We start from the raw sequence: 24412 nt of genomic DNA, 5'->3' as shown, positions 1-24412 counted from the left end.
CCGACTTCCTAAGCAGCTCCTCCCAGCATTACGAACAAGATCTCGCTCGTCAGTTTGCGGTCAGCGTCTCAACCATCCAGCGATGACGTTACAAAAAACCCGCGGCTGACCGCGGGCAAGATCGAAACACTGGCAGACGATGATCAGCTTGGCATCCTGCTCCTAGAACCATACCTCGCTCTGGACACCGAAGGCCCATTCGCCTCCCGTGAAGCCTGCACTCCCGAGGGCATCGTCTTCGGAGTAATCATTGAGCTCCTCATCCCAGTCACTCCAGGACGCGAACAGGCGAATTTCCGGACGCTTCCAGAAGCCACCGACTTCAGGCTTGAAGGTCGGTGCAATGGTGAACTTGCGATACCCGCCTTCCACGGCAGTGCCTGTCGAGCCTGGGTCCAAGTCCATCCATTGATAGCTCAGCTCGTACTGCATCTCGAAATTCGTCGTCAGCTCATTGGCCAGACGCGCATTGAAGGTCGCCCAGGAATACTCATCTCCGTCGTCGTAGCGATCTTTGCTCACCTCTGCCAGAACGGCTGGTGCGAAGCGCCACTTGGGTGCGAGATAGGTCGTGCCGTAAAGCCCCAGGCGAGTAGAGGTGGCGTCATCCGTCAGGTTCCCGTCAGCCCCGATGACCTTGGTCTCCGCGCCGAGCCCGCGGCCATGCAGCACGGCGGCCTTGAAGCTGCCATCGGCGAGGCCAAAGAAGCTGTCGCCATGGTAGGCCAGCATGGTGTGGAAGCCGGAATCGGCCGCTTCGGCCCCTGTGTCCATGGCACGCTCTTCATTGTCTGCCGCCGACAGGGCACTGACCATCCACTGCCAGTGGCCGACATAGTTGTTCATGGTGAACGTCAGGTTGTCGGTATTGCCGCCAGTATCGGAGTCCTCTGTCGGGTATTCACTGTAACTGCGCCCGTAGACCGAGAAGTTGGCTTTCCAGTCATCGGCAAGCTGGACGTCGTAGATACCTGCGCCGGTCCCGGCGAGGAAGATGAAATCGCTGTCTAGCCAGTGGATATCGAAGTTGTCCCGATCGAAGCGCTTGCCCGCCCAGATGGAGGAATTCTCGAAGGCGCCGGTAAAGCTCGGCAGATCGCTCAACTCCACGAAGACCTGTCGTACGTTCAGACTGGACTCGTCCGAGGTCCAGTCGTTACTGGTCTCTACTCCGTCGGCAATCATGGTGCGGTAAAGTGCCTTCGTCCCGTTGTCGTAGCGGGTCTTGTAGTTGAATACCGACTCGACGTAGGTGTCGGGCTCGTTCCCCAGCCGCCCGACCGCCCCGCCCACCGAGCCCGCCGGCGTGAGATAGGGGCCGCCTTCGATGCTCTTTCCTCCTTCGCCGATCAATAGCCCGGAGCGGGCATAGGCGTTGAAGGAGAAACCTTCTTCGCCACTGGCCTGGCGCTCGACGGCCGCCAGACGCTCTTCGAGGTCCTCGGTCTGCGCGGTCACGCGCGCGGGTTGATCAGCCTCATTCGACTGGCGCTGAACGGCCATCGCGCGCTCTGCCTCGGCGGCGCGACGCTCAGCCGCTCTGGCCCGTTGTTCGGCGTCATCGATACGCTGTTCCAGCTCTGCGAGCCGCGCCTCGATGTCGCCTGTCCCGTCGGCATTGGCGAGTCCGCTGGTGCTCATGACCGCTATGGCAACGGCCATGACGAGTGGGGTCTTGAGCGGGTGCTGAGGGGGAGTTGTCATGTTGAAGAGAGCCTTTGTTGTTGTTGACGAATCACTCGCTTGGCGATGATCAGCGAAGTGGCGCCCGAATCATTGGCGTTGGCGTTGAAGGGGTGGCCACATTCACTTAATCGTTTAAGACCCTAGTGGCAATCCGGCGCTCCAGACACACGACTTATGTCGAAATTCGACCAAAGGGGAGCGATCACCGCGTAAAACTCCCATTTCTGGCGACATATCGGTGACAGCAAGACCAAAGTTCAGGTTGCGGATATCGACGCCAATCGCTTGACTGTGACCACGCCTTAATCGATTAAGAAACCACCATCGGACGACGTTATGACTCTCCCCCACCCAGCCGTCCGATGCGGGTCAAACAACAACAAGTGACGAGGATCCACCATGCAACGCAAGACGTTAATCGCCTCAAGCTTCGCCCTGCTGGGAGCGGCCACCACCGCCCCTGCCATGGGCGCGGACCTGACCATCTCCTGCGGTGCGGTCGGGGCCGAACTGGAACTCTGTGAACAGGGCGTCGCTGCCTGGGAAGACAAGACCGGCCATGAGGTCGATATCGTCTCCACGCCCAATTCCTCGACGGAACGCCTCTCGCTCTATCAGCAGATTCTGTCGGCCCAGTCCGGTGACATCGACGTCTTGCAGATCGATGTGGTCTGGCCGGGCCTGCTCGGCAATCACCTGCTTGATCTGCACCAGACGCTCGGCGAAAAGGCAGCGCAGGGCCACTTCAAGACCATCATCGACAACAACACGGTCGATGGCCGCCTGGTGGCCATGCCCTGGTTCACGGATGCCGGGGTGCTCTACTACCGCAAGGACCTGCTGGAGAAGTACGGGTTCGCACCTCCCGAGACATGGCAGGAGCTGACAGAGACTGCCACGCAGATCCAGGCCAAGGAACGCGGGGCCGGCAGCGAGAAGATGTGGGGTTACGTCTTCCAGGGGCGTGCCTATGAGGGCCTGACCTGCAATGCGCTGGAATGGGTCGCCAGCAACGACGGTGGCGCCATTGTCGATGCCGATGGCGAGATCACCGTCGACAACCCCAATACGGCCTCCGCTCTCGACCTGGCCGCCAGCTGGATCGGCGAGATCACCCCGCAGGGGGCGCTCAATTATTCCGAGGAAGAAGCCCGCGGCATCTTCCAGTCCGGCAACGCCGTCTTCATGCGCAACTGGCCCTACGCCTGGTCGCTGACCCAGAGCGATGACAGCAAGGTGGCTGGCAAGGTCGGGGTGGTCAAGCTGCCCCACGGTGCCGAGGGAGAAAGCGCGGCGGCGCTGGGTGGCTGGAACCTGGCGGTCTCGAAGTACAGCGAGAACCCCGAGCTCGCCTCGCAGCTGGTGGCCTTCCTCACCGGTGAGTCCGAGCAGAAACGCCGGGCCATCCAGGCCGCCTACAACCCGACCCTCACGGCGCTGTATCAGGACGAAGAGGTGCTCACCGCCGTGCCCTTCTTCGGCACGCTCTACGACACCTTCACCAATGCCGTGGCACGTCCGTCTGCCGTCACCGGTGACAACTACGGCCAGGTCAGCAACGCCTTCTTCAATGCGACCCACAGTGTGCTGAGCGGCGAGCAGAGCGGCGCCCAGGCCGTGGCTCAGCTGAAGGGCGAGCTGGCTCGCATCAAACGTCGTCGCTGGTAACCCGGGAGGTTTCGCATGACAACCACGCTCAATGAGTCAGTGCCGACGGACACGCCCTCGGCCCGGACCCGCAAACGCGGTACCAAGGTCAGACGCCAGCGGGTACGTGCGGCCTGGACCTATCTCGCGCCGATGCTGGTCGCGCTGGCCCTGGTGGCCGGCTGGCCACTGCTGAGAACCTTCTACCTCAGCCTGACCGATGCCTCGCTCTCGGACACGACCGGCGCCGCCTTCATCGGCTTTGAAAACTACCTCGTGAAGGACGACGGCGTCTGGTACGGCCTGCTGGCTGACCCGGTGTGGTGGAATTCCGTCTGGAACACCGTCTATTTCAGCGTCATCTCGGTGTCGCTGGAAGTCGTCTTCGGCATCATCGTGGCCCTGCTGCTCAACGCCGAATTCAAGGGGCGCATGCTGGTCCGCGCCGCGGTGCTCATCCCCTGGGCCATCCCGACCATCGTCTCCGCCAAGATGTGGGCCTGGATGCTCAATGACCAGTTCGGAATCATCAACCATCTGTTGATGGGGCTGGGGCTGATCGATGCGCCACTGGCCTGGACGGCGGATGCCGATCTTTCGATGTGGGCCGTGATCATGGTCGATGTGTGGAAGACCATCCCGTTCGTGGCACTGCTGGTACTCGCCGCGCTGCAGATGCTGCCCAAGGATTGCTATGAAGCCGCCGAGGTCGATGGCATTCACCCGGTGAAGGTGTTCTTCCGTGTCACCCTGCCATTGATCACCCCGGCCCTGCTGGTCGCCGTGATCTTCCGCCTTCTCGATGCACTGCGCGTCTTCGACGTCATCTATGTGCTGACCTCCAACTCGTCCAGCACCATGACCATGTCGATCTACGCCCGCCAGCAATTGGTGGAGTTCCAGGACGTGGGCTACGGCAGTGCCGCCTCCACGATGCTGTTCCTGATCATCGCGCTGGCCGTCGTGGTCTACCTCTACCTTGGCCGCCGCCAACTGGGAGTGGATAAATGAATCAGCCTCCGATGAATCGCTACCAGATGACCCGACTCGCCAAGCTGGTCGGCAAATGGGCCTTGATCGCCATCATCATCGTCTACGCCGTGTTCCCCTTCTATTACGCGGTCATCACCTCACTGAAACCGTCCAGTGAGCTGTTCGAGGTCAACTACTGGCTGACCTCACTGGACTTCAGCAATTACGCCCAGATCTTTGCGCAGAAGAGTTTCCTGCAGGCGATCGGCAACTCGATCCTGATCGCCTTGAGCGTCGTGTTGATCGCCTTGCTGCTGGGCATCACCGCCTCCTATGCGCTGGGACGCGTGCGCTTTCGCGGTCGCTCCACCGTGATGCTGATCATCCTCGGGGTCTCGATGTTCCCTCAGGTCGCGGTGCTGTCAGGGCTGTTCGAGGTGATTCGCAGCCTGAATCTCTACAACAACCCTGGTGGCCTGATTCTCAGTTACACCATCTTCACGCTGCCCTTCACTGTCTGGGTGCTGACGACCTTCATGCGTCAGCTGCCCATGGAACTGGAAGAGGCCGCGATCATGGACGGCGCTACGCCGTGGGAGACCATCACCAAGGTCTTCCTGCCCCTGATGTGGCCGGCCATGGCCACCACCGGGTTGCTCGCCTTCATCGCGGCCTGGAACGAGTTCCTGTTCGCCTTGACCTTCACGCTGACCGACAGCGAACGCACCGTGCCGGTCGCCATCGCCCTGATCTCCGGCGGCAGCCAGCATGAGCTCCCCTGGGGCCCCATCATGGCCGCCTCCGTCACCGTCACCATACCGCTGGTCATCCTGGTGATGATCTTCCAGCGCCGCATCGTATCCGGCCTGACCGCCGGCGCCGTCAAAGGATAATCTTCATGTCATTGCTCGAAGCCCAAATGCAGACCTCCTCCAGCTGGTGGCGCGGTGGCGTCATCTACCAGATCTACCCGCGCAGCTTCCTGGACAGCAACGGCGACGGGATCGGGGATCTGCCGGGCATCACCGCCAGACTCGATTACGTGGCCTCCCTGGGCGTGGATGGCATCTGGCTGTCGCCCTTCTTCACCTCTCCGATGCTCGACTTCGGGTATGACATCAGCGACTACCGTGATGTCGACCCGATGTTCGGCACCCTGGAGGACTTCAAGGTGCTGCTGGAGCGCGCTCACTCGCTCAATCTCAAGGTCATGATCGACCAGGTGATCAGTCACACCTCCGATCAGCACCCCTGGTTCCAGCAAAGCCGTCAGGACCGTACGAATGACAAGGCCGACTGGTTCGTGTGGGCAGACCCCAAGCCCGACGGCACGCCGCCCAACAACTGGCTGTCGATCTTCGGCGGCTCGGCCTGGACCTTCGATTCACGCCGCCAGCAGTATTACCTGCATAACTTCCTGACCAGCCAGCCCGACGTAAACTTCCATCACCCGGAGGCCCGTCAGGCTCAGCTAGACAACATGCGCTTCTGGCTGGACCTGGGCGTCGATGGCTTCCGCCTGGATACCGTCAACTTCTACTTCCACGATCAGGCCCTGCGCGACAATCCCCCGGTGCCGGCGGGCGAAGCCAAGACACTGGGCGCCCCGGATTCCAACCCCTATACCTGGCAGCGCCACGTCTATGACCTGAGCCGCCCGGAAAACCTCGACTTCCTGAAAGACCTGCGCGCCCTGATGGATGAATACCCCGGCACCACCACGGTCGGGGAAATCGGCGATGACAAGCCGCTGGAGCGCATGGCGGAATACACCGCTGGGGGTGACAAACTGCACATGGCCTACGGGTTCGATCTGCTCAATGCCCCGCATTCCGCAGGCTATATCCGCGAAGTCATCGAGCGCTTTCAGCGTCTGGCCGGTGATGCCTGGCCATGCTGGGCCCTGTCGAACCACGACGTGGTGCGCAGCGCCACCCGCTGGGGTGCCGATGAAGACCCGGTGGCCTACCCCAAGGTCGCCCTGGCCATGGTGTTGTCACTGCGCGGCAGCGTCTGCCTCTACCAGGGTGAGGAGCTGGGCCTGCCGGAAGCCGAGGTGCCCTTCGAGCGCATTCAGGACCCCTACGGCAAGGTGCTGTGGCCGGAATTCAAGGGCCGCGACGGTTGCCGGACTCCCATGCCCTGGCGTCAGACGGCCCGGGGGGACTTCTCGAATGTCGAGCCCTGGCTGCCGGTCGATGAACGCCACCTGCCGATGGCCGTGGCCAATCAGGAAGACGACGCCAACTCGGTATTGCATGCCACACGCACCCTGCTGAATTTCCGCCGCCAACACCCGGTCCTGCGCGAGGGGAACATTGAACTGGTGGACGTGGGTGACGAGCTGCTGGGCTTTCAGCGCGAGCACGATGGCCAGCGCATGCTGTGTCTCTTCAACCTGACCGGCAGCGAACGGACCACCGCACTGCCGCAAGCCTACGCAGGCGACGCGCGCCTTCTCGAGGGCACGGGTTTCACTGCCGAACTGGATGAGGCTCAGTCCCAGGCAGCGCACCTGGTACTGCCGGCCTATCAGGCTGCCTTCCTGGCACTCGACTAACCTTCTTTCGAATGCCGGTGCCGAGCACCGGCTGGGAGTCGCAAGATGACAAGCGTAACCCTCTCCAAGATCAACAAGACCTTCGGCAGCACGCACATCATCAAGGATCTGGACCTGAAGATCGGCAGCGGAGAATTCGTGGTCTTCGTCGGGCCGTCAGGCTGTGGCAAGTCGACCTTGCTGCGCCTGATCGCCGGGCTGGAATCGATCACCGAGGGTGAGATGCATATCGCCGGCGATCTGGTCAATGACCTCCCCCCGCGTGAGCGCGGCGTGGGCATGGTCTTCCAGTCCTATGCGCTCTACCCGCACATGACGGTGTACGAGAACATGGCCTTCGGCCTCAAGCTTGCCAAGGCCGACAAGGACAACGTCGAACAGCGCGTGATGGAAACGGCGCGCATCCTCCAGCTTGAGGAGTTGCTGAATCGCAAGCCCAAGGAGCTTTCCGGTGGCCAGCGCCAGCGCGTCGCCATGGGGCGCGCCATGGCGCGTGAGCCCAAGATCCTGTTGTTCGACGAGCCGCTCTCCAATCTGGATGCCTCGCTGCGCGTCCAGATGCGCAACGAGATCGCCCGCCTGCACCATCGCCTGGGCTCCACCATGGTCTACGTCACCCACGACCAGGTCGAAGCCATGACGCTGGCCGACAAGATCGTGGTACTGCGTGATGGGCGTATCGAGCAGGTCGGCAGCCCCCAGACGCTCTATCAGGCGCCGGCGACCCGCTTCGTGGCCGGCTTCATCGGCTCCCCGACCATGAACTTCCTGCCGGCAGAGCTACTGCGAAGCGAGGGCAATGGCTGTCGCATCACGACGCCCGGGATCGGCGAACTGGATCTGCCTCGCGATGCCGGCGACGAACGCACCGGCAGCCGCCTGACGCTGGGGATTCGCCCCGAACACCTCTGCCTGGAAGAGGCCCGTGGCGACAACGCCTTCGAGATCGTCAACGTCGAGTACCTGGGCAACGAAGTCTATGTCTATCTGGATCCGAAAGACGGCGACAGCCTGCTGATCCACCGCAGTGAAGCCCCAAGTCAGTGGAAGATCGGCCAACGCGTCGCGCTGGTGCCGGACCTGGAGCACGTGCATCTCTTCGACAGCCAGGATCGCGCGCTGAGCCTGACCCAGCAAAGCCAGGCAGCCTGACGTTCAGGGCCTGTTCTGCAGGGCTTTTCCTCGAGGACCTGGCAGCCAGGACTGAGTATCCAGCGCCTACTCACGGCGCCTCAGGCCAACCGCTTCATTCTCCGCAAGGACCGCACGGGCGGGAGCCATGGCTCCCGCCCTGGAGACTCGCATGTCCACGATTCAAGACACCCAGGTGTCGGCCCACGATTGGTGGCGCGGCGCCGTCATCTATCAGATCTACCCGCGCAGCTTTCAGGACAGCAATGGCGATGGCATCGGTGATCTGCCGGGCATCCTCGAGCGCCTGGATTACATCGCCTCGCTGAATGTCGATGCGATCTGGCTATCTCCCTTCTTTACCTCCCCCATGAAGGACTTCGGCTATGACATCAGCGACTATCGCGATGTCGACCCGATGTTCGGCACCCTGGAGGACTTCGACCGTCTGGTCGAGGCAGCGCATGCGCGCGGCCTGAAAGTCATCATCGATCAGGTGCTATCACACACCTCCGACGCCCACCCGTGGTTCGAGGAAAGCCGCCAGAGCCGCGATAACCCGCGCGCCGACTGGTATGTCTGGGCAGACCCCAGACCCGATGGCGCACCGCCCACCAACTGGCAATCGATCTTCGGGGGCTCCGCGTGGCAATGGGACACTCGCCGCTGCCAGTACTATCTGCACAACTTCCTGATCGAGCAGCCGGACCTCAACTTCCATCACCCCGAGGTCGTGACGGCCATTCTTGAAGAAGTGCGATTCTGGCTGGAGCGGGGGGTGGATGGTTTCCGCCTGGATGCCATCAACTTCTGCACACATGGTGAGCTAAAGGATAACCCGCCGCGGCGTGAGATCGCCGAGGGCTTCATTGGCGTGCGCCCGGACAACCCCTACGGCTATCAACAACATCTTCACGACAAGACCCAACCCGAGAACCTCGCCGTTCTCGAGCGGCTGCGGAGTCTGCTCGATGAATACCCCGGCACCACCAGCGTTGGCGAGGTCGGCGACGATGACTCCTTGCGCGTGATGGCCGAGTACACCCAAGGCGACCAGCGGCTGCACATGGCCTACTCCTTCGATCTGCTGACCGAGAACGCCTCACCTGACCACCTCCTGGCGACTCTACAGACGATGGAAGCGCAGATCGGGGACGGCTGGCCATGCTGGGCACTGGGAAACCACGATGTCACACGCCTGGCAACGCGCTGGGACGCCGAAGCCTCGCCGGCGCGCCTGCGCCTCTATCTCGCCTTCCTGCTGACCCAGCGCGGCAGCGTCTGCCTGTATCAGGGCGAAGAACTGGGGCTGAGTGAAGCCCAGCTACGCCATGACCAGCTGGTGGACCCCGCCGGCATCACCTTCTGGCCACGCTACAAGGGACGCGACGGCTGCCGGACGCCCATGCCGTGGCATTCCGGTGAGTCACATGCGGGCTTCTCTCGCGTGTCTCCCTGGTTGCCGGTTCCCGACTTCCACCATGCCTTGGCCGTCGACCATCAGGAACACGACCCGGCATCGCTGTTGAATGCCAGCCGGGAGCTGCTCGCCTTCCGCCGCCGTCACCCCGCTCTCAGCCGAGGGGAGATCCACTTCCACTCGCTGCATGAGGAAGTCATCTGCTTCACGCGTCACTCAGGCGGCGAGTCGTTGCTGATCGCGCTCAACTTCTCTGCTCAGGCCCTGACTCTGAAGACCGCCTGGCGAGCGGAAGCCCTCGAGGATGCCCCCGGCATGATCAATGGTCACTGGCAGGCAGGTCGCCTGACGCTGCCGCCCCACGGCGTTGCCATCGCGCGCTGTGTAGGCGAGGCGCACTGAATCTCCCGCTTGCCGATCACGCGACTCACAAGGAGGTCATGATGACCCTGTCTCAACTCGACCCTCACGCACGCCTCGACTGGTGGCGTGGTGCCACGATCTATCAGATCTACCCCCGCAGTTTCATGGATGCCAACGGCGACGGCATCGGCGACCTGGCCGGCATCATCGAGCGCCTGCCCCATGTGGCCAGTCTCGGCGTGGATGCCATCTGGCTATCCCCTTTCTTCACCTCGCCGATGAAGGATTTCGGCTATGACGTCGCGGACTATCGGGATGTCGACCCGATGTTCGGCCACCTGGAGGATTTCAAGCACCTGGTCTCGCAAGCCCACCAGCTGGGGTTGCGCGTGATCATCGACCAGGTGCTGTCTCACAGCTCCGATCAACATGTCTGGTTCCAGCAAAGCCGTCAGGACCGCCACAACGCCAAGGCCGACTGGTATGTCTGGGCCGACCCGCTCCCAGATGGCAACCCGCCCAACAACTGGATGGCGGCCTTCAGTGGCCGCGCCTGGACCTTCGATGCCAAGCGCCGCCAGTACTATCTGCACAACTTCCTGGCCAGTCAGCCGGATCTGAATTTCCATCATCCCGAGGTGCGCCAGGCGCAACTGGACAACCTGCGCTTCTGGCTGGATCTGGGGGTGGACGGCTTCCGCTTCGACGTCGTCAATTACTACTTCCATGACCGCGCCTTGACCGACAACCCGGCGACGGCGCGCGAAGGCGTCAACCCGGGCAACCCGCAGAGCTATCAGCGGATGCAGCACAATATCGAGCAACCGGAGAATCTGGCGTATCTGGAGCGCATCCGCGACCTGCTCGATGAGTACCCGGGCACCACCAGTGTCGGCGAGATCGCCGGCAATGACCCTCTCCCGACCATGGCTGCCTATACCGCCGGCCAACGCCGCCTGCACATGGCCTACACCTTTGACCTGCTCAACAGTGATGGCGATGCCCGCGCGCTTTACGACGTGCTGACGCGCTTTGCCGAGCAAGGCGAAGACACCTGGCCTTGCTGGGCCCTGTCCAATCATGACGTGGAACGCAGTGCGACCAGCTGGGGAGAATCGCGCGCCCTGCTCGCCCTGACGGTGTTGTGTTCGCTGCGTGGCAGCCTGTGCCTCTATCAGGGAGAAGAACTGGGGCTTCCCGAAGCGGAGCTGGCCTTCGAGGACCTGCAGGACCCTTTCGGCATCAACCTGTGGCCCGAGATCAAGGGCCGCGATGGCTGTCGCACGCCGATGGTCTGGGATGACAGCCTGAACGGTGGGTTCAGCCGCTGCGCGACGGAGTCCGGCGTTGAGGCCACGCCCTGGTTACCGGTCTCCCCACGCCAGTTGCCATTGTCGGTGGCGCAGCAGGAACGCCGTGATGACAGCTTCCTGTCGCGAGCGCGTCGCCTGCTGCGCTATCGCGGCACGAGCCAGGTGCTGCGCGAGGGCGATCAGACCCTGATTGCCCCCGAGCGGCTCCCGGACCACGTCTTCGCCAGCGTGCGTCAACATGGAGCGCAACGCCTGCTGTGTCTGGCACACCTCGGGACAGGCGATACGCCGAGCGTTATCGACCCGAGTCAACTGGCGCCAGACATCACCACCTGGACCACCCTCGAGATCGCCGGTGTCACGGCGACACACGCCTCTCACCACCCCCTGTCACTGATGCCAGGCAGCGCCATGTGGCTCGCCCTCAACTGACGCCTGGCAGATTCGATGCTTCACGGGATGCTCGGTGGATGACGGTCATCCCGGACGCCGCAACAACAATCACAATGATGGAGTCGCACGCCATGCCTTCTGTTATCAGCACCCCACGCCAACGGATGCTCACGACCCTCAAGGGTAGCGCCGGTGCCCTGCTGTTGAGCGGAGCCTCATTGATGGCCCCCCTCGCACTGGCCACCGAGGTCACGATTGCCTGTGGCCCCGGTGGAGATTCCGACATGTGCCCGGAGCTCGCCCAGCAATGGGCCGAGCAGTCCGGCAATCGTGTCAATGTGATCTCCACTCCCAACGACACCACCGAGAAGCTCTCGCTGTATCAGCAGCTGCTGAGCAGCGGCTCCAGTGACATCGACGTGCTGATCGTCGACATGGCGTGGCCAGGGCTGCTCGACGATCACCTGGTCGACCTTTCCCGTTATCTGCCCGACGACGCCACCGAGGGCTTCTTCCCCGCGCTGGTCGACAACGGCACCGTAGCGGGACGTCTGGTGGCCATGCCCTGGTACACCGACGCGGGCGTGCTCTATTACCGCAAGGACCTGCTGGAAAAATACGAACAGCAGGTGCCGGAGACCTGGCAGCAACTTACCGAGACGGCGCGCACGATCCAGGCGGCGGAACGTGACGCCGGCAATGCCGATTTCTGGGGATACAGCTTCCAGGGGCGCGCCTACGAGGGGCTGACCTGCAACGCACTGGAGTGGGTCGCAAGCCAGGGCGGCGGCACCCTGGTGGATGATGCCGGTGAGGTCACCATCGACAACTCGCGCGCCGCCGAGGCACTCGATCTTGCCGCCTCCTGGATCGGCAGCATCGCTCCGGAAGGTGCGCTGAATCATACCGAGGAGGAGTCACGTGGGTTGTTCCAGTCGGGCAATGCGCTGTTCCTGCGCAACTGGCCCTATGTCTGGAAGCTCAGCCAGGCCGAGGGCAGTCCGGTGGCAGGCAAGGTCGGCATGGCGCCCCTCCCGCATGGCCCGCAGGGCGAGTCACGCGCAACCCTGGGCGGTTGGAACCTTGCGGTATCACGCTACTCGGAGCACCCCCAGGCCGCAGCGGAGCTGGTCGCCTACATCACCGCCGCTCCGCAGCAGAAGGCCCATGCCATGAAGATGGGGCGCAACCCCACCATCGAACACCTCTATCAGGATGACGAGGTGCTGGCGAGCAACCCCTCGATGGGCGAGCTCTATGAAGCGCTCAGAACCGGCGTCGCGCGCCCGGCCTCGGTGACGGGCGATGCCTACGCTCGCGTCTCCAATGCCTTCTTCAACCGCACCCATCAGGTGCTGTCGGGCGAGGAGACCGGTGCTCAGGCGGTGGAAGCGCTCGGGAGAGAACTCACCCGCATCGGACGCCGCGGCTGGTAACGCCAACGGCCTCACCCCGCCAGGCCTTGCGCCTGCAGACTGATGAAGCCCGGAAGGTCTCGCGCAGAGACGCGGGGCCTTTCCGGCGCTCTTGCTTGCCCGTGACCCATAGCGCCTTGACAACAAGGATCGTGCAATGACATCTACCCAACTCCATCGCCATGCCGCACACGACTGGTGGCGCGGCGCAACGCTCTATCAGATCTATCCGCGCAGCTTCATGGACGCCAATGGCGATGGTGTCGGCGATATTGCCGGCATCATCCAACGTCTGGACTACCTCGCGACCCTGGGGGTGGACGCCATCTGGGTCTCTCCCATCTTCACCTCGCCCATGCAGGACTTCGGCTATGACGTCTCGGACTACCGTGACATCGATCCCCTGTTCGGCACTCTGGAGGACTTCTCGCGGCTCGTCGCCCGCGCACATGAGCTCGGGCTGGGCGTCATCATTGATCAGGTGCTGTCACACAGCTCCGATCAGCATGCGTGGTTCCGGGAAAGTCGCCAATCCCGGGACAATGCCAAGGCTGACTGGTATGTCTGGGCGGACCCACGCCCGGACGGCGGCGCGCCCAACAACTGGTTAGCCGCCTTTGGTGGCCCGGCCTGGACCTTCGATTCACGACGCTGCCAGTATTATCTGCACAACTTCCTCGCCAGCCAGCCGGACCTCAACTTCCATCATCCCGAGGTGCGTCAGGCACAGCTCGACAATCTGCGTTTCTGGCTGGAACTGGGCGTCGACGGGTTCCGCTTCGACACCGCCAACTTCTACTTCCATGACCAGGCGCTGACGGACAATCCGCCGTCCTCGGACGACTACCGCCAACGCGGCCACCCCCGCAGCTATCAGCTACTGAAACACAATGCGGATCAGCCAGAGAATCTCGACTATCTGGAAGAGATTCGTGCCCTGCTGGAGGAATACCCCGGCGCCACCAGCGTCGGCGAGGTCGGGGGCAGCGACCCGCTTCCCGCCATGGCAGCCTACACCGCGGGCCAGCACCGCCTGCATATGGCCTACACCTTCGACCTGCTCAACAGCACGGGCGATGCCGTGGACTTGCACGCCGTTCTGGCACGCTTTGCCGAGCATGGCGAAGACGCCTGGCCGTGCTGGGCATTGTCCAATCATGATGTCCCGCGCAGTGCCAGTCGCTGGGGGAGCGCACGCGCCTTGCTGGCACTGACGGTACTCTGCTCATTGCGGGGCAGCCTCTGCCTCTATCAGGGAGAAGAGCTTGGATTCAAGGAAGGCGAGCTGAGCTACGCCGAGTTGCAGGACCCCTTCGGAATCGCGCTATGGCCCGAGGTCAAGGGACGCGATGGCTGTCGCACGCCCATGGTGTGGGCGCCTCAACGCAATGGTGGTTTCTGCGCTGACTCTCTGTCGCCCTGGCTTCCCGTCCATGCCCCTCATCAGTCACAGGCGGTCTCGCTGCAACAAGGGGCGCCCGAAAGCCTGCTGAATCGCGTTCGCAAGCTGCTGGAACTGCGACGTGAGAATGCGACGCTGAAGACGGGGCAACAGACGCTCATCTCCCCGTCCGTGCTGCCGAAGGGTGTCTTTGGCGTGATACGCCACACCCCTCACCAGCAGATGGTGTGCCTGGCCAATCTGGCACACGAGACAGGTCACGACCCGGAACACGACAACGCCCCCGTCATGCTCGATCTGCCTGCCCTGCTGGGCTCGCGAATGCCTCATGGCCAACATCCTGGCCCGATAGAGGTCGTCTCGTTGCCCAGCATGGCCACGCCCTCGCTTGAAGCAGGCCAATTGAGTCTGGCGCCGGGGATGGCAGCCTGGCTGGTCGTGCCAGCTGACACCTCGCAAGAGCAGGACCGCTAGCAGGCGTTGCCCGGCTGGACGCCTTGTGCGCAGTTGACCGCTCGGTCGGCCAACTCCGACACTTTCTGGGCATTTCTGGTACGCGGCGATATGCTATCTCTGCACTTAATCGTTCAAGCTTTTCATCTTCAGGAACCCGACGCCTGTGTCATCGCCTCGCCGCATCACTCTCAAGGAGCTAGCCGCACAACTCGGCGTCTCCACCGCCAGCGTCTCCAACGCCTTCAACCGCCCCGACCAGCTCTCGCCAGCATTGCGCGAGCGGGTGCTCGAGGAGGCCAGACGCCTTGGCTACCGTGGCCCGGACGCCAAGGCGCGCAGTCTGCGCACGGGGCGCTCACGGATCATCGCCGTGGTACTCGCGGAGACGCTGACCTACAGCCTCAAGGACGCCGTCGCCAGCGAACTGCTGTCGGGCATCGCGGAAGTGCTGGATGCTCACGGCCATACCCTGCTGCTGCTTTCAGGCCGCCAGAATGCCTCCCAGGTGCCCGGATCTTCCAGCATCGCCGATGGCTTCATCGTCTACGGGCTGATGGCCAGCATGGCGCTGGTGGAAGAACTCCAGAGTGCGGGTCACAAGCCTATCGTGGCGGTCGACTTCGATCTGGGCGATCACCCTGCCATCCATGTGGATGATGAGCCCGCCTGCTACACCATCGCGCAACATGCCTTGCAGACACCCGCCAGTCGTATCGGCATCGTCAACCTGCGCCTGACCGACACGCCCTGTAATGGCCCCATCACCGATGCCCATACGCTGCTTCCGGCCGGTCGTACCATTACTCGCTCGCGACTGGCGGGGTTTCATCGCGCCTTGGCGGAGAAAGAGATTCCTTTGCAAGACGTCGCGATGTGGAACATCGAGGAAAACACCTATGAAGTCTGCGCACCGGTGCTGGCAGAGATACTCGACCTGCCGGCCAACGAGCGGCCAGACCTCCTGCTGTGCATGTCAGACCGCATTGCTCTGACCGCCGTGACCCTGGCGGAACAACGTGGCATCCGAATTCCCGAGGATCTGCGTATCACCGGCTTCGATGGCATCGAGGAAGGACAATATCGGTCACCGCGCCTGACCACCGTCCACCAGGACAGTACCGAGAAAGGCCGCCTTGCCGCGCGAATGATTCTGGGGCTGGAGCCCGCGTCATCACACCGGCTCTCGACACAGCTAATCCAAGGCGAGACTTGCCCGTAACATAATTTAATTACTGATTAACAAGGGCTACACTATAAGAACACTAAAAACTCAAGCCATATATTATCGGTATAAAATAAAGCACGATAACAATGCGAGCTTTTGACTTATTATTTATTAAGGGCTGACTGCGCAGATCAGCCCCCAACCACATGCTGAAAAGCTAGTAAACTTAAAAGTCAAGTCAGATAAAACACTAACTATCCTCGGTATTTAGCATACATATCCCTAGCTCGTCCGAGGTGCTGAAACATCGCTTTATGTGCACCTTCCTCGTCCCTATTCAAAATTGATTCCAGAATACGGGTATGCTCTTCGTGAACGAGATATAAATAACGCTGTGCTGCTTCAATGTCGATATCTGTACTTAAGAGTTTTGAGCGTGGAATGACGCTATCGCTCAGTGGTTCATAAAAGCGTTCAAAGAATGGATTATGAGTCGCTTTGATAATTGCGCGATGAAAGGCAAAATCTTGTGAACCAGAATGAGACTGCGTAGCACGTGGAGTCAAAAAGTCTGCATGTAGTGATTCCAATGAACGCTGATCGTTCTCGTCATAGCGAAGTGCGGCAAGCCTAGCGGCTTCGGGCTCTAATATCAGCCTTAACTCCAACACTTCCAGAATATCTTCGACTGTTGTTGCACTGATTTGTTTCGCAGGGCGCGACTCAGCCAATGTATTGCGCAGAACTGTCGTACCCACGCCACGGCGAGTTTCTACCAACCCCGAAGATTTTAGATGAGTAATGGCTTCTCGAATCACTGTTCGACTGACACCAAATGCATTACACAGTTCACCTTCGGTGGGCAACTTACTTCCTACAGGCACTTCTCCCGAGGTAATACGACGCTCAAGCTGCTCTAGGACCGCTTGTGACAAGCTGCCTTCACGACTGACCCGTTGAACCTCCCAAAATCTCGTCATTTATTCACCTTCCATCCACCTTACTAAAAATACATTGTCTAGCTTGACGCGCTAGGATGACGTTTACGGATTGCACTTATCATACATCATACTGAAAAAAAACCAATAATTGAATAGACCCGCTATGCTGCCCTGCATTGGTCACCATGTGGAGCAAGTCGAGTGTGAAACAGGAAGCCCTCCCTCCTTCCAAAAGGCATTCCTGAATAATGCTAAGCATATAACAAACTCTAGCCAACGCTATACTGGCGACCTCAGTTGTAGCAAGTATACTGACGCGCTAAAAAATTAGCTTCGATCTTATGCACTTTAAAAATAAGATAGCCATATTCAGATCTACGATTATCTAACTTACAAAGCAATAATAATAATGAAAGCTATTATATAATGATGCAAAAAAACAACAAGCTTAAAGGGAAGTATCACGCAACATCGTTAATTCCTTATATAAAGCTTCTGGTATATTGATACCGGTTTCTTTGCTTCTCATACGAGCCTCATACCGGCGCTGTGATGGTAGACGTGCTCCTTGAGATAGCACTTCCTCGAATAATGTTTCAGCGTGTTCCAAATGATAGTGCATCGTATCACCAAGTAGTTTATGAGGATCGATCGCTATAAGTAATTCACCGTGCCATGGTCTTCCTGAGTTCTCTGTAGTAGCCGGTCGAGTCTCATGGCCCAACACATCGCCGATCAAAGGACCGGCGAGCAACTCAATCATCATCGACAGCGCTGACCCCTTGTAAGCGCCAAATGTCAGCATTGCTCCTTTGAGAGCCTCCTCGGGATCAGTAGTGGATAGACCATCTTCACCAACCGCCCAGTTGTCGGGAATCGACTTACCTGCACGACGATGTAGCTCGATCTCTCCTCGTGCCACCATGCTAGTAGCAAAATCAAACGTAAAAGGATCTCTTCCGGGACGTGGCCAGGAGAAGGCTAACGGATTGGTGCCTAACAGAGGCCGACTCCCGCCAGCTGGTGCCACAAATGCATGGCTTGGGGTCATAGCCAGCGCCACTAACCCCTCCTCAGCCAGTGACTCGACCTCTGGCCAGAGAGCAGAAAAATGAAAGGAGTTATTTATCGCTAGCAGAGCAATACCATTCGTCCTAGCTTTATCGATCAGTAATGGACGTGCTTGCTCAAAAGCTAATAATGAACAGCCATTATTGGCATCAGCTCTAACTACGCTTGGCGCAGTATCCTCTATTCGAGGCACTGCATCGGGACTCACACCACCGCGACGAAGAGTGTCGACGCAACTGATGAGTCGGTATAATCCATGAGAGTGCCCCTCATCTCGCTGAACCGCGACAATATTACGAGTAATAGCAGCTGCATGAGGCTGACTATATCCGTATCTCGTTAAAATCTCATGACTTAGTTGACTAGCTTCTTCCTGAGTCAATGTAACGAACGTAGTCATCGATCCCTCCCCTTTTCCAACGAGTCAATTAGTTCAGAGGCTGTCAATCATCCGGGTGCCCTAAAGAGGTAAACTTGCCACCTTGATATATTACAGCCGAATCATTAGGATCAATGTCTCCTGCAGCTGCCTCAACCTTTGCACGCCATGGCTCGGAATTATCTTTAGGCGCCCAGCCCAGGAACGAGGATTTACTATTATCCCACCAAGATTCGTGATTATTTGAAACACCATATATCACGGTGTATGCAAGCTTGGGCGCTACAAATGCACGCTCGAGCAAGGCAACAAAGTCATCTACGCTCATCCAAGTAGCCATCATGCGAGTATCGGCCGGCTCAGGGAAACAAGACCCAATACGAACACTCAAAGTTTCGATGCCGAACTTATCGTGATAAAGGCTAGCTAGATCCTCTCCAAAACACTTCGACACCCCATAAAGCGAATCGGGGCGGTGTACACACTGGGTATCGATACGTGTAGTACGTGGGTGGAAGCCGATGACGTGGTTAGAGCTAGCGAACACGACACGAGCTTGTCTAAAATGTCGAACTGCCTCGTATAGATTATATACACCAATGATATTAGACTGAAGAATATTTTCCCATGGTCTCTCTACAGAGATACCACCCAAATGAATTATTCCATCACACCCCTCTACCAGCGACATTACCGCTTTGGCATCGGAAAGATCACAAGCCACAAGCTCTTCATGATCATCAGCCTCACCCAGATCCGAGATATCTGATAATCGTACACAGTGAGCTAAACGGGAAAGATGAGGACGCAAAGCCTGACCAAGCCCACCAGCAGCTCCGGTTACTAAAAGACGATTAAGCATGATGAATCTCCTTGTTAAAATATCAGCCAACTCACAATTATTACGAGACCGTAATATAGGCGAATTGTAGATACTACTTGTCATGTAAGTGCTTAGTTAATGTCAAAGCCATAAAGCCTTGCTGGATTATCGACTAGTATTTTTTCGCACTCCGATTGAGTGGTCCATTGGAGTAAAACATCCAATTGCATGGCATCATTCGGATACTGGGAACGTGGCACACCAACGTGTGGCCAGTTGGAGCCCCAAATTACTCGCTCGGGTGCGTGTTCAATCACGCGTCGTGCAACTGCGCCGACATCTGAGTAATCAGGGCCTCCTACTAAACTCGTTTCATAAGGTGCACAAATTTTAAACCATGCATTCCCGCGATCTAACAATCTTAATATTTCATCTACTCGAATATCTTCACTCGGGACCGGATCCATGAACTTACCGAGATGATCAATGATAAAATCAGTCTTCAAGCATTTCAATGAAGTTAAGTGATCATTAAGGTGACGACCATTGAACTGCACCATCATGTGCCAACCCAGCTCTCGTATACGAGGCTCGATTAATGCCATATCAGCACAACTCTGAGCTCCCCCTGGCAGATCCATAATACGTGCGCCTCTCACACCCTCTGAGTGCCATGCCTCCAACTCGGCTTGCGGAGTTTCCGGAGTAACCACGGCGACGCCACGTGCCTTTGTCAGTCCAAGTTCACCAAGCGCGACGAGTAAAGCACTGTTATCACATTGATAGGCATTAGGTTGAACCACGACGACACGCTCCAGCGAAAGCCACTTTTGAATTTGATAGTAATCCTCTACCGTAGCTAACTCAGGAATCGACGGACCACCTGGCTGGGACTCATACCCAGGTAGGTAGACATGCATATGACAGTCGGTAGCCCCTGGCGGTGCTTTTAGGGTTGGCTCTGAACCGATCAAAGGACGAGTATTGTTAGGGAGATTCAATTAAATACCCCTTAAAGCGAAATGGGTTAGAGCATTACGATCAATTTCAATTCCAAGCCCAGGGCCATTGGGGATCTCGACCCAACCATTGGTGTGCTCTAACGGCCGGCTAACAATCGCCTGACGGAATGGATTATCGGTACGATCAAACTCCAGAATGGGTTCTATGGGTTCACGCCTGGGCGGATTAGGAGGCAAGGCCGCCATTACCTGAAGGCTCGCGGCAATACAGACAGCAGTCCCCCACACATGAGGAACTACACGGACACCATGCAACGCCGCCAAGTCAACCACACGACGCATTTCGGTAAAGCCACCTACTCCGCAAATATCTGGCTGGCAGATATCAACAGCTCGGCTAGCTAGAGGTTCCAGCATTGCGTAACGCCCATGCCAATTTTCGCCGCTCGCTACAGGCAATGGCTGACCCTCACGCACTGCACGGTAAGTAGAGATCTGCTCGGGAAGGACGGGCTCTTCAAACCAATCAACGCCATATACAGACGCCCGCTTACCAACCTCGATAGCCTCCAATAAGTCATATCCGTGATTGGCGTCGATCATCAATCGACATTGGGGGCCGATAGCCTCACGTGCAGCAGCGATAACGCGAATATCCTCATCAACATTGAAACCAATCTTGATCTTGACTCCGTAAAAACCCTCCGCGGCGTAGCCGGCGACCTCAGTAGCTACGCTGCGGATGCGATCCACTCCTTCGCGACGAAATGAGCCTGTCGCATATGCATGAACGCGTTCGCGGAATCGACCTCCCATTAGCTCGGAGATACTAGCGCTATAGTATTTACCTTTGATATCCCACAATGCGATATCGATGCCACTGAGGGCAGTCATGGTCAACCCGCGTTGGCCTTGATCACGTAGACGGTTATAAAGATCAAGCCATAACTTTTCATGCTCTCGTGGGTCCATTCCTATTAAAGATTTAGCATAGATTGCGACAACCGCAGCATTAGCTTGTGCCGGCCCCAGGCACTCGCCCCATCCTACAGTACCATCCTCACACGTGATTTCTATTAGACAATGCTGGCGACGAGTAAAGTGCATGGAAGCACTCTCGAAGGCTTCTTCAAGTGGATAGTCCAATATATGAGCTTCGACCTTAGCTATCTTCATCAGCGCGTACCTCCACTGATAGACGGTATGGTATTAAACATAGTCATCCGAGCCAATTTGGTAGTGCCATTGACAATGCCGGTACATAGGTCACCAACATAAGAGCAGCGAATAACGCTAGGTAAAATGGCCAAATGGTACGTACAGTCTGCTCAATCTTGATTTTTCCCACCACACTCCCCACAAATAAGCAGGCCCCAACCGGTGGTGTACATAAACCAAGTCCGAGATTCATCATCATCATGATACCAAACTGGATTGGATCCATACCAAATTGAGCAGCAATTGGAAGAAAGATTGGTGTGCAAATTAGGATCAGTGCTGCCATGTCCATAATCATGCCGAGTGCCAGTAGTATCAGATTTAGCATCAGCAAAATGATGAGCGGATTATCTGAGATACCTACCAATGCTTCAATCAACAATGTTGGAACATCATAGAGAGCCAGCAAATAAGAGAAAGCAGATGCACAACCTACTAAAATCATTACCAATGCTGTAGTACGGACGGACTGATAAACCGCCACTTTAAATGCTGACCAATGTAACTCGCGATAAGCTACACCAGTCACTATAATCGCATATATAGCTCCAAAAGCACCAGATTCTGTTACGGTTAAGATGCCAGATAGCACACCGCCAACAATGATAACGGCAGTCAACAGACCAGGTAGGGCAGAGAAGAAACTAATGACCAGCGACGACCAACCAGGAAAACGTTCTCCTTGATAGCCACGTTTGACAGCCACAACATAGGCAGCCAAAGCCAGCAGTACACACATCAATATCCCCGGCATAATTCCAGCCATAAACAGCTTGGTGATAGAGAGCCCACCACCTGCGGCTACTGCATAGAGAATCATATTATGGCTTGGAGGAATCACAACACCAGCAACCGAGGATGTAACAGTGACATTCACAGCATAGTCTGCATCGTATCCCTTCTCTTTCATTACTGGGATTAAGATAGAACCAAGAGCTGACGTATCAGCTACCGCTGAACCTGAAATACCACCAAAAAGCATTGATGAAGTCACATTGACCACCCCAAGGCCACCTCGTACGCGACCAACAGCGGCAGAGGCCAGGCGCACCAATCTCTGGGATATCCCACCATGCAACATTAACTCACCGGCGAAGATGAAAAATGGGATGGCCAATAAAGAAAACACCGAGATCCCAGACAGAATACGTTGAAAAGCCACAAACAATGGCAGCCCTTCATATAGAAAACCACCTACCGCCGCCAAACCAACAGCAAAGGCCACTGGTGCCCCCACAGCCAGCCCTAGCACGAAAAGCCCAAACACAATTGCTAATCCCATGGTCAAACCTCTTCATCGGTGGGTAAATGGGCATTATGACGCTTGACTATACTGGCTAGAGAGAAAAGCACCATCAGCACACCACAGATCACAAGAGGGGCAAAACGCCAACTTTCCATAAGTCCCAGCATAGGAATTGGACGCGAATTGTTACTTAATAGCAGTATCCCCCCCTGCCATGCCATGATAGCCCCGAATATAGTGACAATGAGATCTGCCACATGATGCATCAAGGTCCTAAATGGTTCTGGCATATTATCTCTAAGCAAATCGATCGACAGATGGCTATTATTGCGAACCCCTGCTGCAGCTCCCAAACATGTAATGTAAGCTACACTCAGAAGTGCAAATTGCTCAACCCAAGTCGGGGTGTCATTAAGTACATAGCGGCCGAAGACCAACCAGCCAAAGCTAATGATTAGTAGAACAAGCAAGACACCTGCGACTACGACACAGCTATGCGCAATGTTATCAAGAGTTCGATCAATCCATGCTTGTGGCATGCATTTCTGGTGATCTACCCTATCAGCGCCTTCGTCTAATACTTTACTGGATATTTTCATGCCCCGCCTCCCTACCCGCTTTCCGAAGCTCAGAAAGCGGGCATTGAAATCAAATATAGTTATTTGGTTTGGGCCATTTGAATATCTTCAACCAGTGATGCAAGGTCAGGGTGATCTTCCAAGAAATCATCGTATACTGGCTTCATTAACTCCTGGAAGGCTGCCTTATTTGACACTTCGTTTATCTTAGCGCCAGCATCAAGTACTTTTTTGCGACCTGCCGTCGTGCGCTCTTCCCACAATTTACGCTGTTCAGTGACGGCTAGTTCTGCAGCTGCTTTCACAGAATTACGATCTTGCTCCGATAGTTCATCCCAACTGCTTTTCGCTACACATAAGCATTCGGGAATCACTAGATGATTGGTCAATGAAAAATAGTTGGCCACTTCATAGTGCCCACTAGCTTCATAAGTTGGAATATTGTTTTCCGCACCATCGATCACCCCGGTAGTCAATGACTGATAGACCTCACTGGCAGCCATGGGAGTTGCGTTTCCGCCAAGAGCCTCGATCATATCCACATAAAGATCATTATTCATCACGCGGACTTTCATACCTTTTAAATCTTCAGGCGTCTCAATCGGATGGTCGCTGTTATAGAGACTTCTTGAGCCCGCTCCAAACCATCCCAGAGCAATCAATCCTTGATCCTTCATTGCACTTGCAAAGCGTTGACCAATTTCTCCATCCATTAATTTATACATGCTCTCTTCACTATTAAAAATGAAGGGTAGAGACAGCACATTAGCGGCTGGCACCATCGGACCCATCGGCCCCATATTAAAGTTCCCAAAGTCCAAGGCACCATTACGTGTTTGCTCAATCGCATCTGGCTGTGCCCCGAGCACACCATTGTTATACACCTTAGGTTCAATACGTCCTTCTGTCCTTTCGCTGACCTCGCTCGCGAAAGTCTCAAGAGCAACCGTATTAGGATAACCAGGCGGCTGTATGTTCCAGCCTCTCCATTGCTCTGCTTGAACCGGGAAAGCCGTAGCGGTCATCAAACCGGCAGCTGCAGCGATCTTGAGAGAATGACGGGGCAACAAAATTTTCTGGGTCAGCATGGCGATCTCCTTCCAGAAGTACTCTGGAAATATTGTAATTATTCAATTGACGCTAGTTGTAGAGCCTCATTGTCATACCAGACAGCAAAGGCGCGAGTGCCAGACAGCGATACCTCACAAAACCATGAGCGATCGGAGGTAACGAAAGCTGGCCACCAAACGTCATACATCATACTAATGAAA

19 protein-coding genes are annotated in these 24412 nt (G+C 57.3%); 10 read left to right on the top strand and 9 right to left on the bottom strand.

From position 1 onward, the window contains the following. Positions 1–162 precede the first annotated feature (162 nt). Positions 163–1662: a carbohydrate porin gene (locus tag H2O77_RS06905; protein ID WP_192838263.1), complete on the bottom strand. Its 1500-nt coding sequence runs from the start codon at positions 1660–1662 to the stop codon at positions 163–165. A 423-nt stretch (positions 1663–2085) separates the two neighbouring features. Here H2O77_RS06905 and H2O77_RS06900 point away from each other — a divergent pair, with 423 nt between their 5' ends. The 10 genes from H2O77_RS06900 (at position 2086) to H2O77_RS06855 (ending at position 15977) form a co-directional block, all read left to right on the top strand. Next, positions 2086–3354 (top strand): ABC transporter substrate-binding protein, encoded by a 1269-nt coding sequence (locus tag H2O77_RS06900; protein ID WP_215824242.1) that lies wholly within the window; start codon positions 2086–2088, stop codon positions 3352–3354. A gap of 15 nt (positions 3355–3369) precedes the next feature. Beyond that, a complete protein-coding gene (locus H2O77_RS06895) occupies positions 3370–4344 on the top strand; it encodes a sugar ABC transporter permease (protein WP_043334056.1) in 975 nt (324 codons plus the stop codon). Between the two features lie 11 nt (positions 4345–4355). Next, positions 4356–5198 (top strand): carbohydrate ABC transporter permease, encoded by an 843-nt coding sequence (locus tag H2O77_RS06890; protein ID WP_043334057.1) that lies wholly within the window; start codon positions 4356–4358, stop codon positions 5196–5198. A 26-nt stretch (positions 5199–5224) separates the two neighbouring features. Continuing rightward, positions 5225–6865 (top strand): alpha-glucosidase, encoded by a 1641-nt coding sequence (locus tag H2O77_RS06885; protein ID WP_215824516.1) that lies wholly within the window; start codon positions 5225–5227, stop codon positions 6863–6865. Between the two features lie 45 nt (positions 6866–6910). Continuing rightward, the gene (gene ugpC, locus H2O77_RS06880; protein ID WP_215824241.1) at positions 6911–8017 is read left to right on the top strand and encodes a sn-glycerol-3-phosphate ABC transporter ATP-binding protein UgpC; all 1107 of its coding nucleotides are present in this window, start codon (positions 6911–6913) and stop codon (positions 8015–8017) included. Between the two features lie 151 nt (positions 8018–8168). Continuing rightward, a complete protein-coding gene (locus tag H2O77_RS06875) occupies positions 8169–9818 on the top strand; it encodes an alpha-amylase family glycosyl hydrolase (RefSeq protein WP_215824240.1) in 1650 nt (549 codons plus the stop codon). A gap of 38 nt (positions 9819–9856) precedes the next feature. Next, entirely contained in the window at positions 9857–11524 is a 1668-nt protein-coding gene (locus tag H2O77_RS06870) for an alpha-amylase family glycosyl hydrolase (protein ID WP_215824239.1), read from the top strand. Between the two features lie 182 nt (positions 11525–11706). Continuing rightward, positions 11707–12921: an ABC transporter substrate-binding protein gene (locus H2O77_RS06865; RefSeq protein WP_240548793.1), complete on the top strand. Its 1215-nt coding sequence runs from the start codon at positions 11707–11709 to the stop codon at positions 12919–12921. A 136-nt stretch (positions 12922–13057) separates the two neighbouring features. After that, entirely contained in the window at positions 13058–14776 is a 1719-nt protein-coding gene (locus H2O77_RS06860; RefSeq protein ID WP_215824238.1) for an alpha-amylase family glycosyl hydrolase, read from the top strand. A gap of 145 nt (positions 14777–14921) precedes the next feature. Next, positions 14922–15977, top strand: coding sequence for a LacI family DNA-binding transcriptional regulator (locus H2O77_RS06855; protein ID WP_215824237.1), 1056 nt, complete (start codon positions 14922–14924; stop codon positions 15975–15977). Between the two features lie 200 nt (positions 15978–16177). Here H2O77_RS06855 and H2O77_RS06850 read toward each other — a convergent pair whose 3' ends face one another. From H2O77_RS06850 to H2O77_RS06815, 8 genes are all read right to left on the bottom strand, one after another. Further along, entirely contained in the window at positions 16178–16903 is a 726-nt protein-coding gene (locus H2O77_RS06850) for a FadR/GntR family transcriptional regulator (protein WP_084589475.1), read from the bottom strand. 409 nt (positions 16904–17312) lie between these two features. Beyond that, positions 17313–18335, bottom strand: a complete 1023-nt coding sequence (locus tag H2O77_RS06845; protein WP_084589476.1) for an Ldh family oxidoreductase — start codon at positions 18333–18335, stop codon at positions 17313–17315. A 43-nt stretch (positions 18336–18378) separates the two neighbouring features. Then, a complete protein-coding gene (locus tag H2O77_RS06840) occupies positions 18379–19176 on the bottom strand; it encodes an NAD(P)-dependent oxidoreductase (protein ID WP_084589477.1) in 798 nt (265 codons plus the stop codon). A 92-nt stretch (positions 19177–19268) separates the two neighbouring features. Continuing rightward, positions 19269–20138 carry an amidohydrolase family protein gene (locus H2O77_RS06835; RefSeq protein WP_240548740.1) on the bottom strand — a complete coding sequence of 290 codons (870 nt, stop codon included), beginning with the start codon at positions 20136–20138 and terminating at the stop codon, positions 19269–19271. Then, on the bottom strand, positions 20139–21275 hold the full coding sequence (locus H2O77_RS06830) for a mandelate racemase/muconate lactonizing enzyme family protein (RefSeq protein WP_043334061.1): 1137 nt from the start codon (positions 21273–21275) through the stop codon (positions 20139–20141). Between the two features lie 43 nt (positions 21276–21318). Beyond that, positions 21319–22599 carry a TRAP transporter large permease gene (locus tag H2O77_RS06825; RefSeq protein ID WP_043334062.1) on the bottom strand — a complete coding sequence of 427 codons (1281 nt, stop codon included), beginning with the start codon at positions 22597–22599 and terminating at the stop codon, positions 21319–21321. A 2-nt stretch (positions 22600–22601) separates the two neighbouring features. Next, positions 22602–23162 (bottom strand): TRAP transporter small permease, encoded by a 561-nt coding sequence (locus H2O77_RS06820; RefSeq protein WP_043334063.1) that lies wholly within the window; start codon positions 23160–23162, stop codon positions 22602–22604. A 59-nt stretch (positions 23163–23221) separates the two neighbouring features. After that, entirely contained in the window at positions 23222–24229 is a 1008-nt protein-coding gene (locus H2O77_RS06815; RefSeq protein ID WP_043334065.1) for a TRAP transporter substrate-binding protein, read from the bottom strand. Between the last annotated feature and the right edge of the window lie 183 nt (positions 24230–24412).

Origin of the sequence: Cobetia sp. 4B (assembly GCF_018831605.1) — a bacterium.
Lineage (GTDB): Bacteria > Pseudomonadota > Gammaproteobacteria > Pseudomonadales > Halomonadaceae > Cobetia > Cobetia amphilecti.
Note: the sequence above shows the minus strand (reverse complement) of the source record. Positions and strands in the feature narration are given on the sequence as shown.

Excerpts from the sequence above, each read along its gene's own strand:
- H2O77_RS06870 (WP_215824239.1), top strand. The coding sequence starts at position 9,857 with ATGATGACCCTGTCTCAACTCGACCCTCACGCACGCCTCGACTGGTGG.
- H2O77_RS06890 (WP_043334057.1), top strand. The coding sequence starts at position 4,356 with ATGAATCGCTACCAGATGACCCGACTCGCCAAGCTGGTCGGCAAATGG.
- H2O77_RS06865 (WP_240548793.1), top strand. The coding sequence starts at position 11,707 with ATGGCCCCCCTCGCACTGGCCACCGAGGTCACGATTGCCTGTGGCCCC.
- H2O77_RS06860 (WP_215824238.1), top strand. The coding sequence starts at position 13,058 with ATGACATCTACCCAACTCCATCGCCATGCCGCACACGACTGGTGGCGC.
- H2O77_RS06885 (WP_215824516.1), top strand. The coding sequence starts at position 5,225 with ATGCAGACCTCCTCCAGCTGGTGGCGCGGTGGCGTCATCTACCAGATC.
- H2O77_RS06825 (WP_043334062.1), bottom strand. The coding sequence starts at position 22,599 with ATGGGATTAGCAATTGTGTTTGGGCTTTTCGTGCTAGGGCTGGCTGTG.
- H2O77_RS06845 (WP_084589476.1), bottom strand. The coding sequence starts at position 18,335 with ATGACTACGTTCGTTACATTGACTCAGGAAGAAGCTAGTCAACTAAGT.
- H2O77_RS06850 (WP_084589475.1), bottom strand. The coding sequence starts at position 16,903 with ATGACGAGATTTTGGGAGGTTCAACGGGTCAGTCGTGAAGGCAGCTTG.
- H2O77_RS06900 (WP_215824242.1), top strand. The coding sequence starts at position 2,086 with ATGCAACGCAAGACGTTAATCGCCTCAAGCTTCGCCCTGCTGGGAGCG.
- H2O77_RS06895 (WP_043334056.1), top strand. The coding sequence starts at position 3,370 with ATGACAACCACGCTCAATGAGTCAGTGCCGACGGACACGCCCTCGGCC.
- ugpC (WP_215824241.1), top strand. The coding sequence starts at position 6,911 with ATGACAAGCGTAACCCTCTCCAAGATCAACAAGACCTTCGGCAGCACG.
- H2O77_RS06840 (WP_084589477.1), bottom strand. The coding sequence starts at position 19,176 with ATGCTTAATCGTCTTTTAGTAACCGGAGCTGCTGGTGGGCTTGGTCAG.
- H2O77_RS06815 (WP_043334065.1), bottom strand. The coding sequence starts at position 24,229 with ATGCTGACCCAGAAAATTTTGTTGCCCCGTCATTCTCTCAAGATCGCT.
- H2O77_RS06875 (WP_215824240.1), top strand. The coding sequence starts at position 8,169 with ATGTCCACGATTCAAGACACCCAGGTGTCGGCCCACGATTGGTGGCGC.
- H2O77_RS06830 (WP_043334061.1), bottom strand. The coding sequence starts at position 21,275 with ATGAAGATAGCTAAGGTCGAAGCTCATATATTGGACTATCCACTTGAA.
- H2O77_RS06820 (WP_043334063.1), bottom strand. The coding sequence starts at position 23,162 with ATGAAAATATCCAGTAAAGTATTAGACGAAGGCGCTGATAGGGTAGAT.
- H2O77_RS06905 (WP_192838263.1), bottom strand. The coding sequence starts at position 1,662 with ATGGCCGTTGCCATAGCGGTCATGAGCACCAGCGGACTCGCCAATGCC.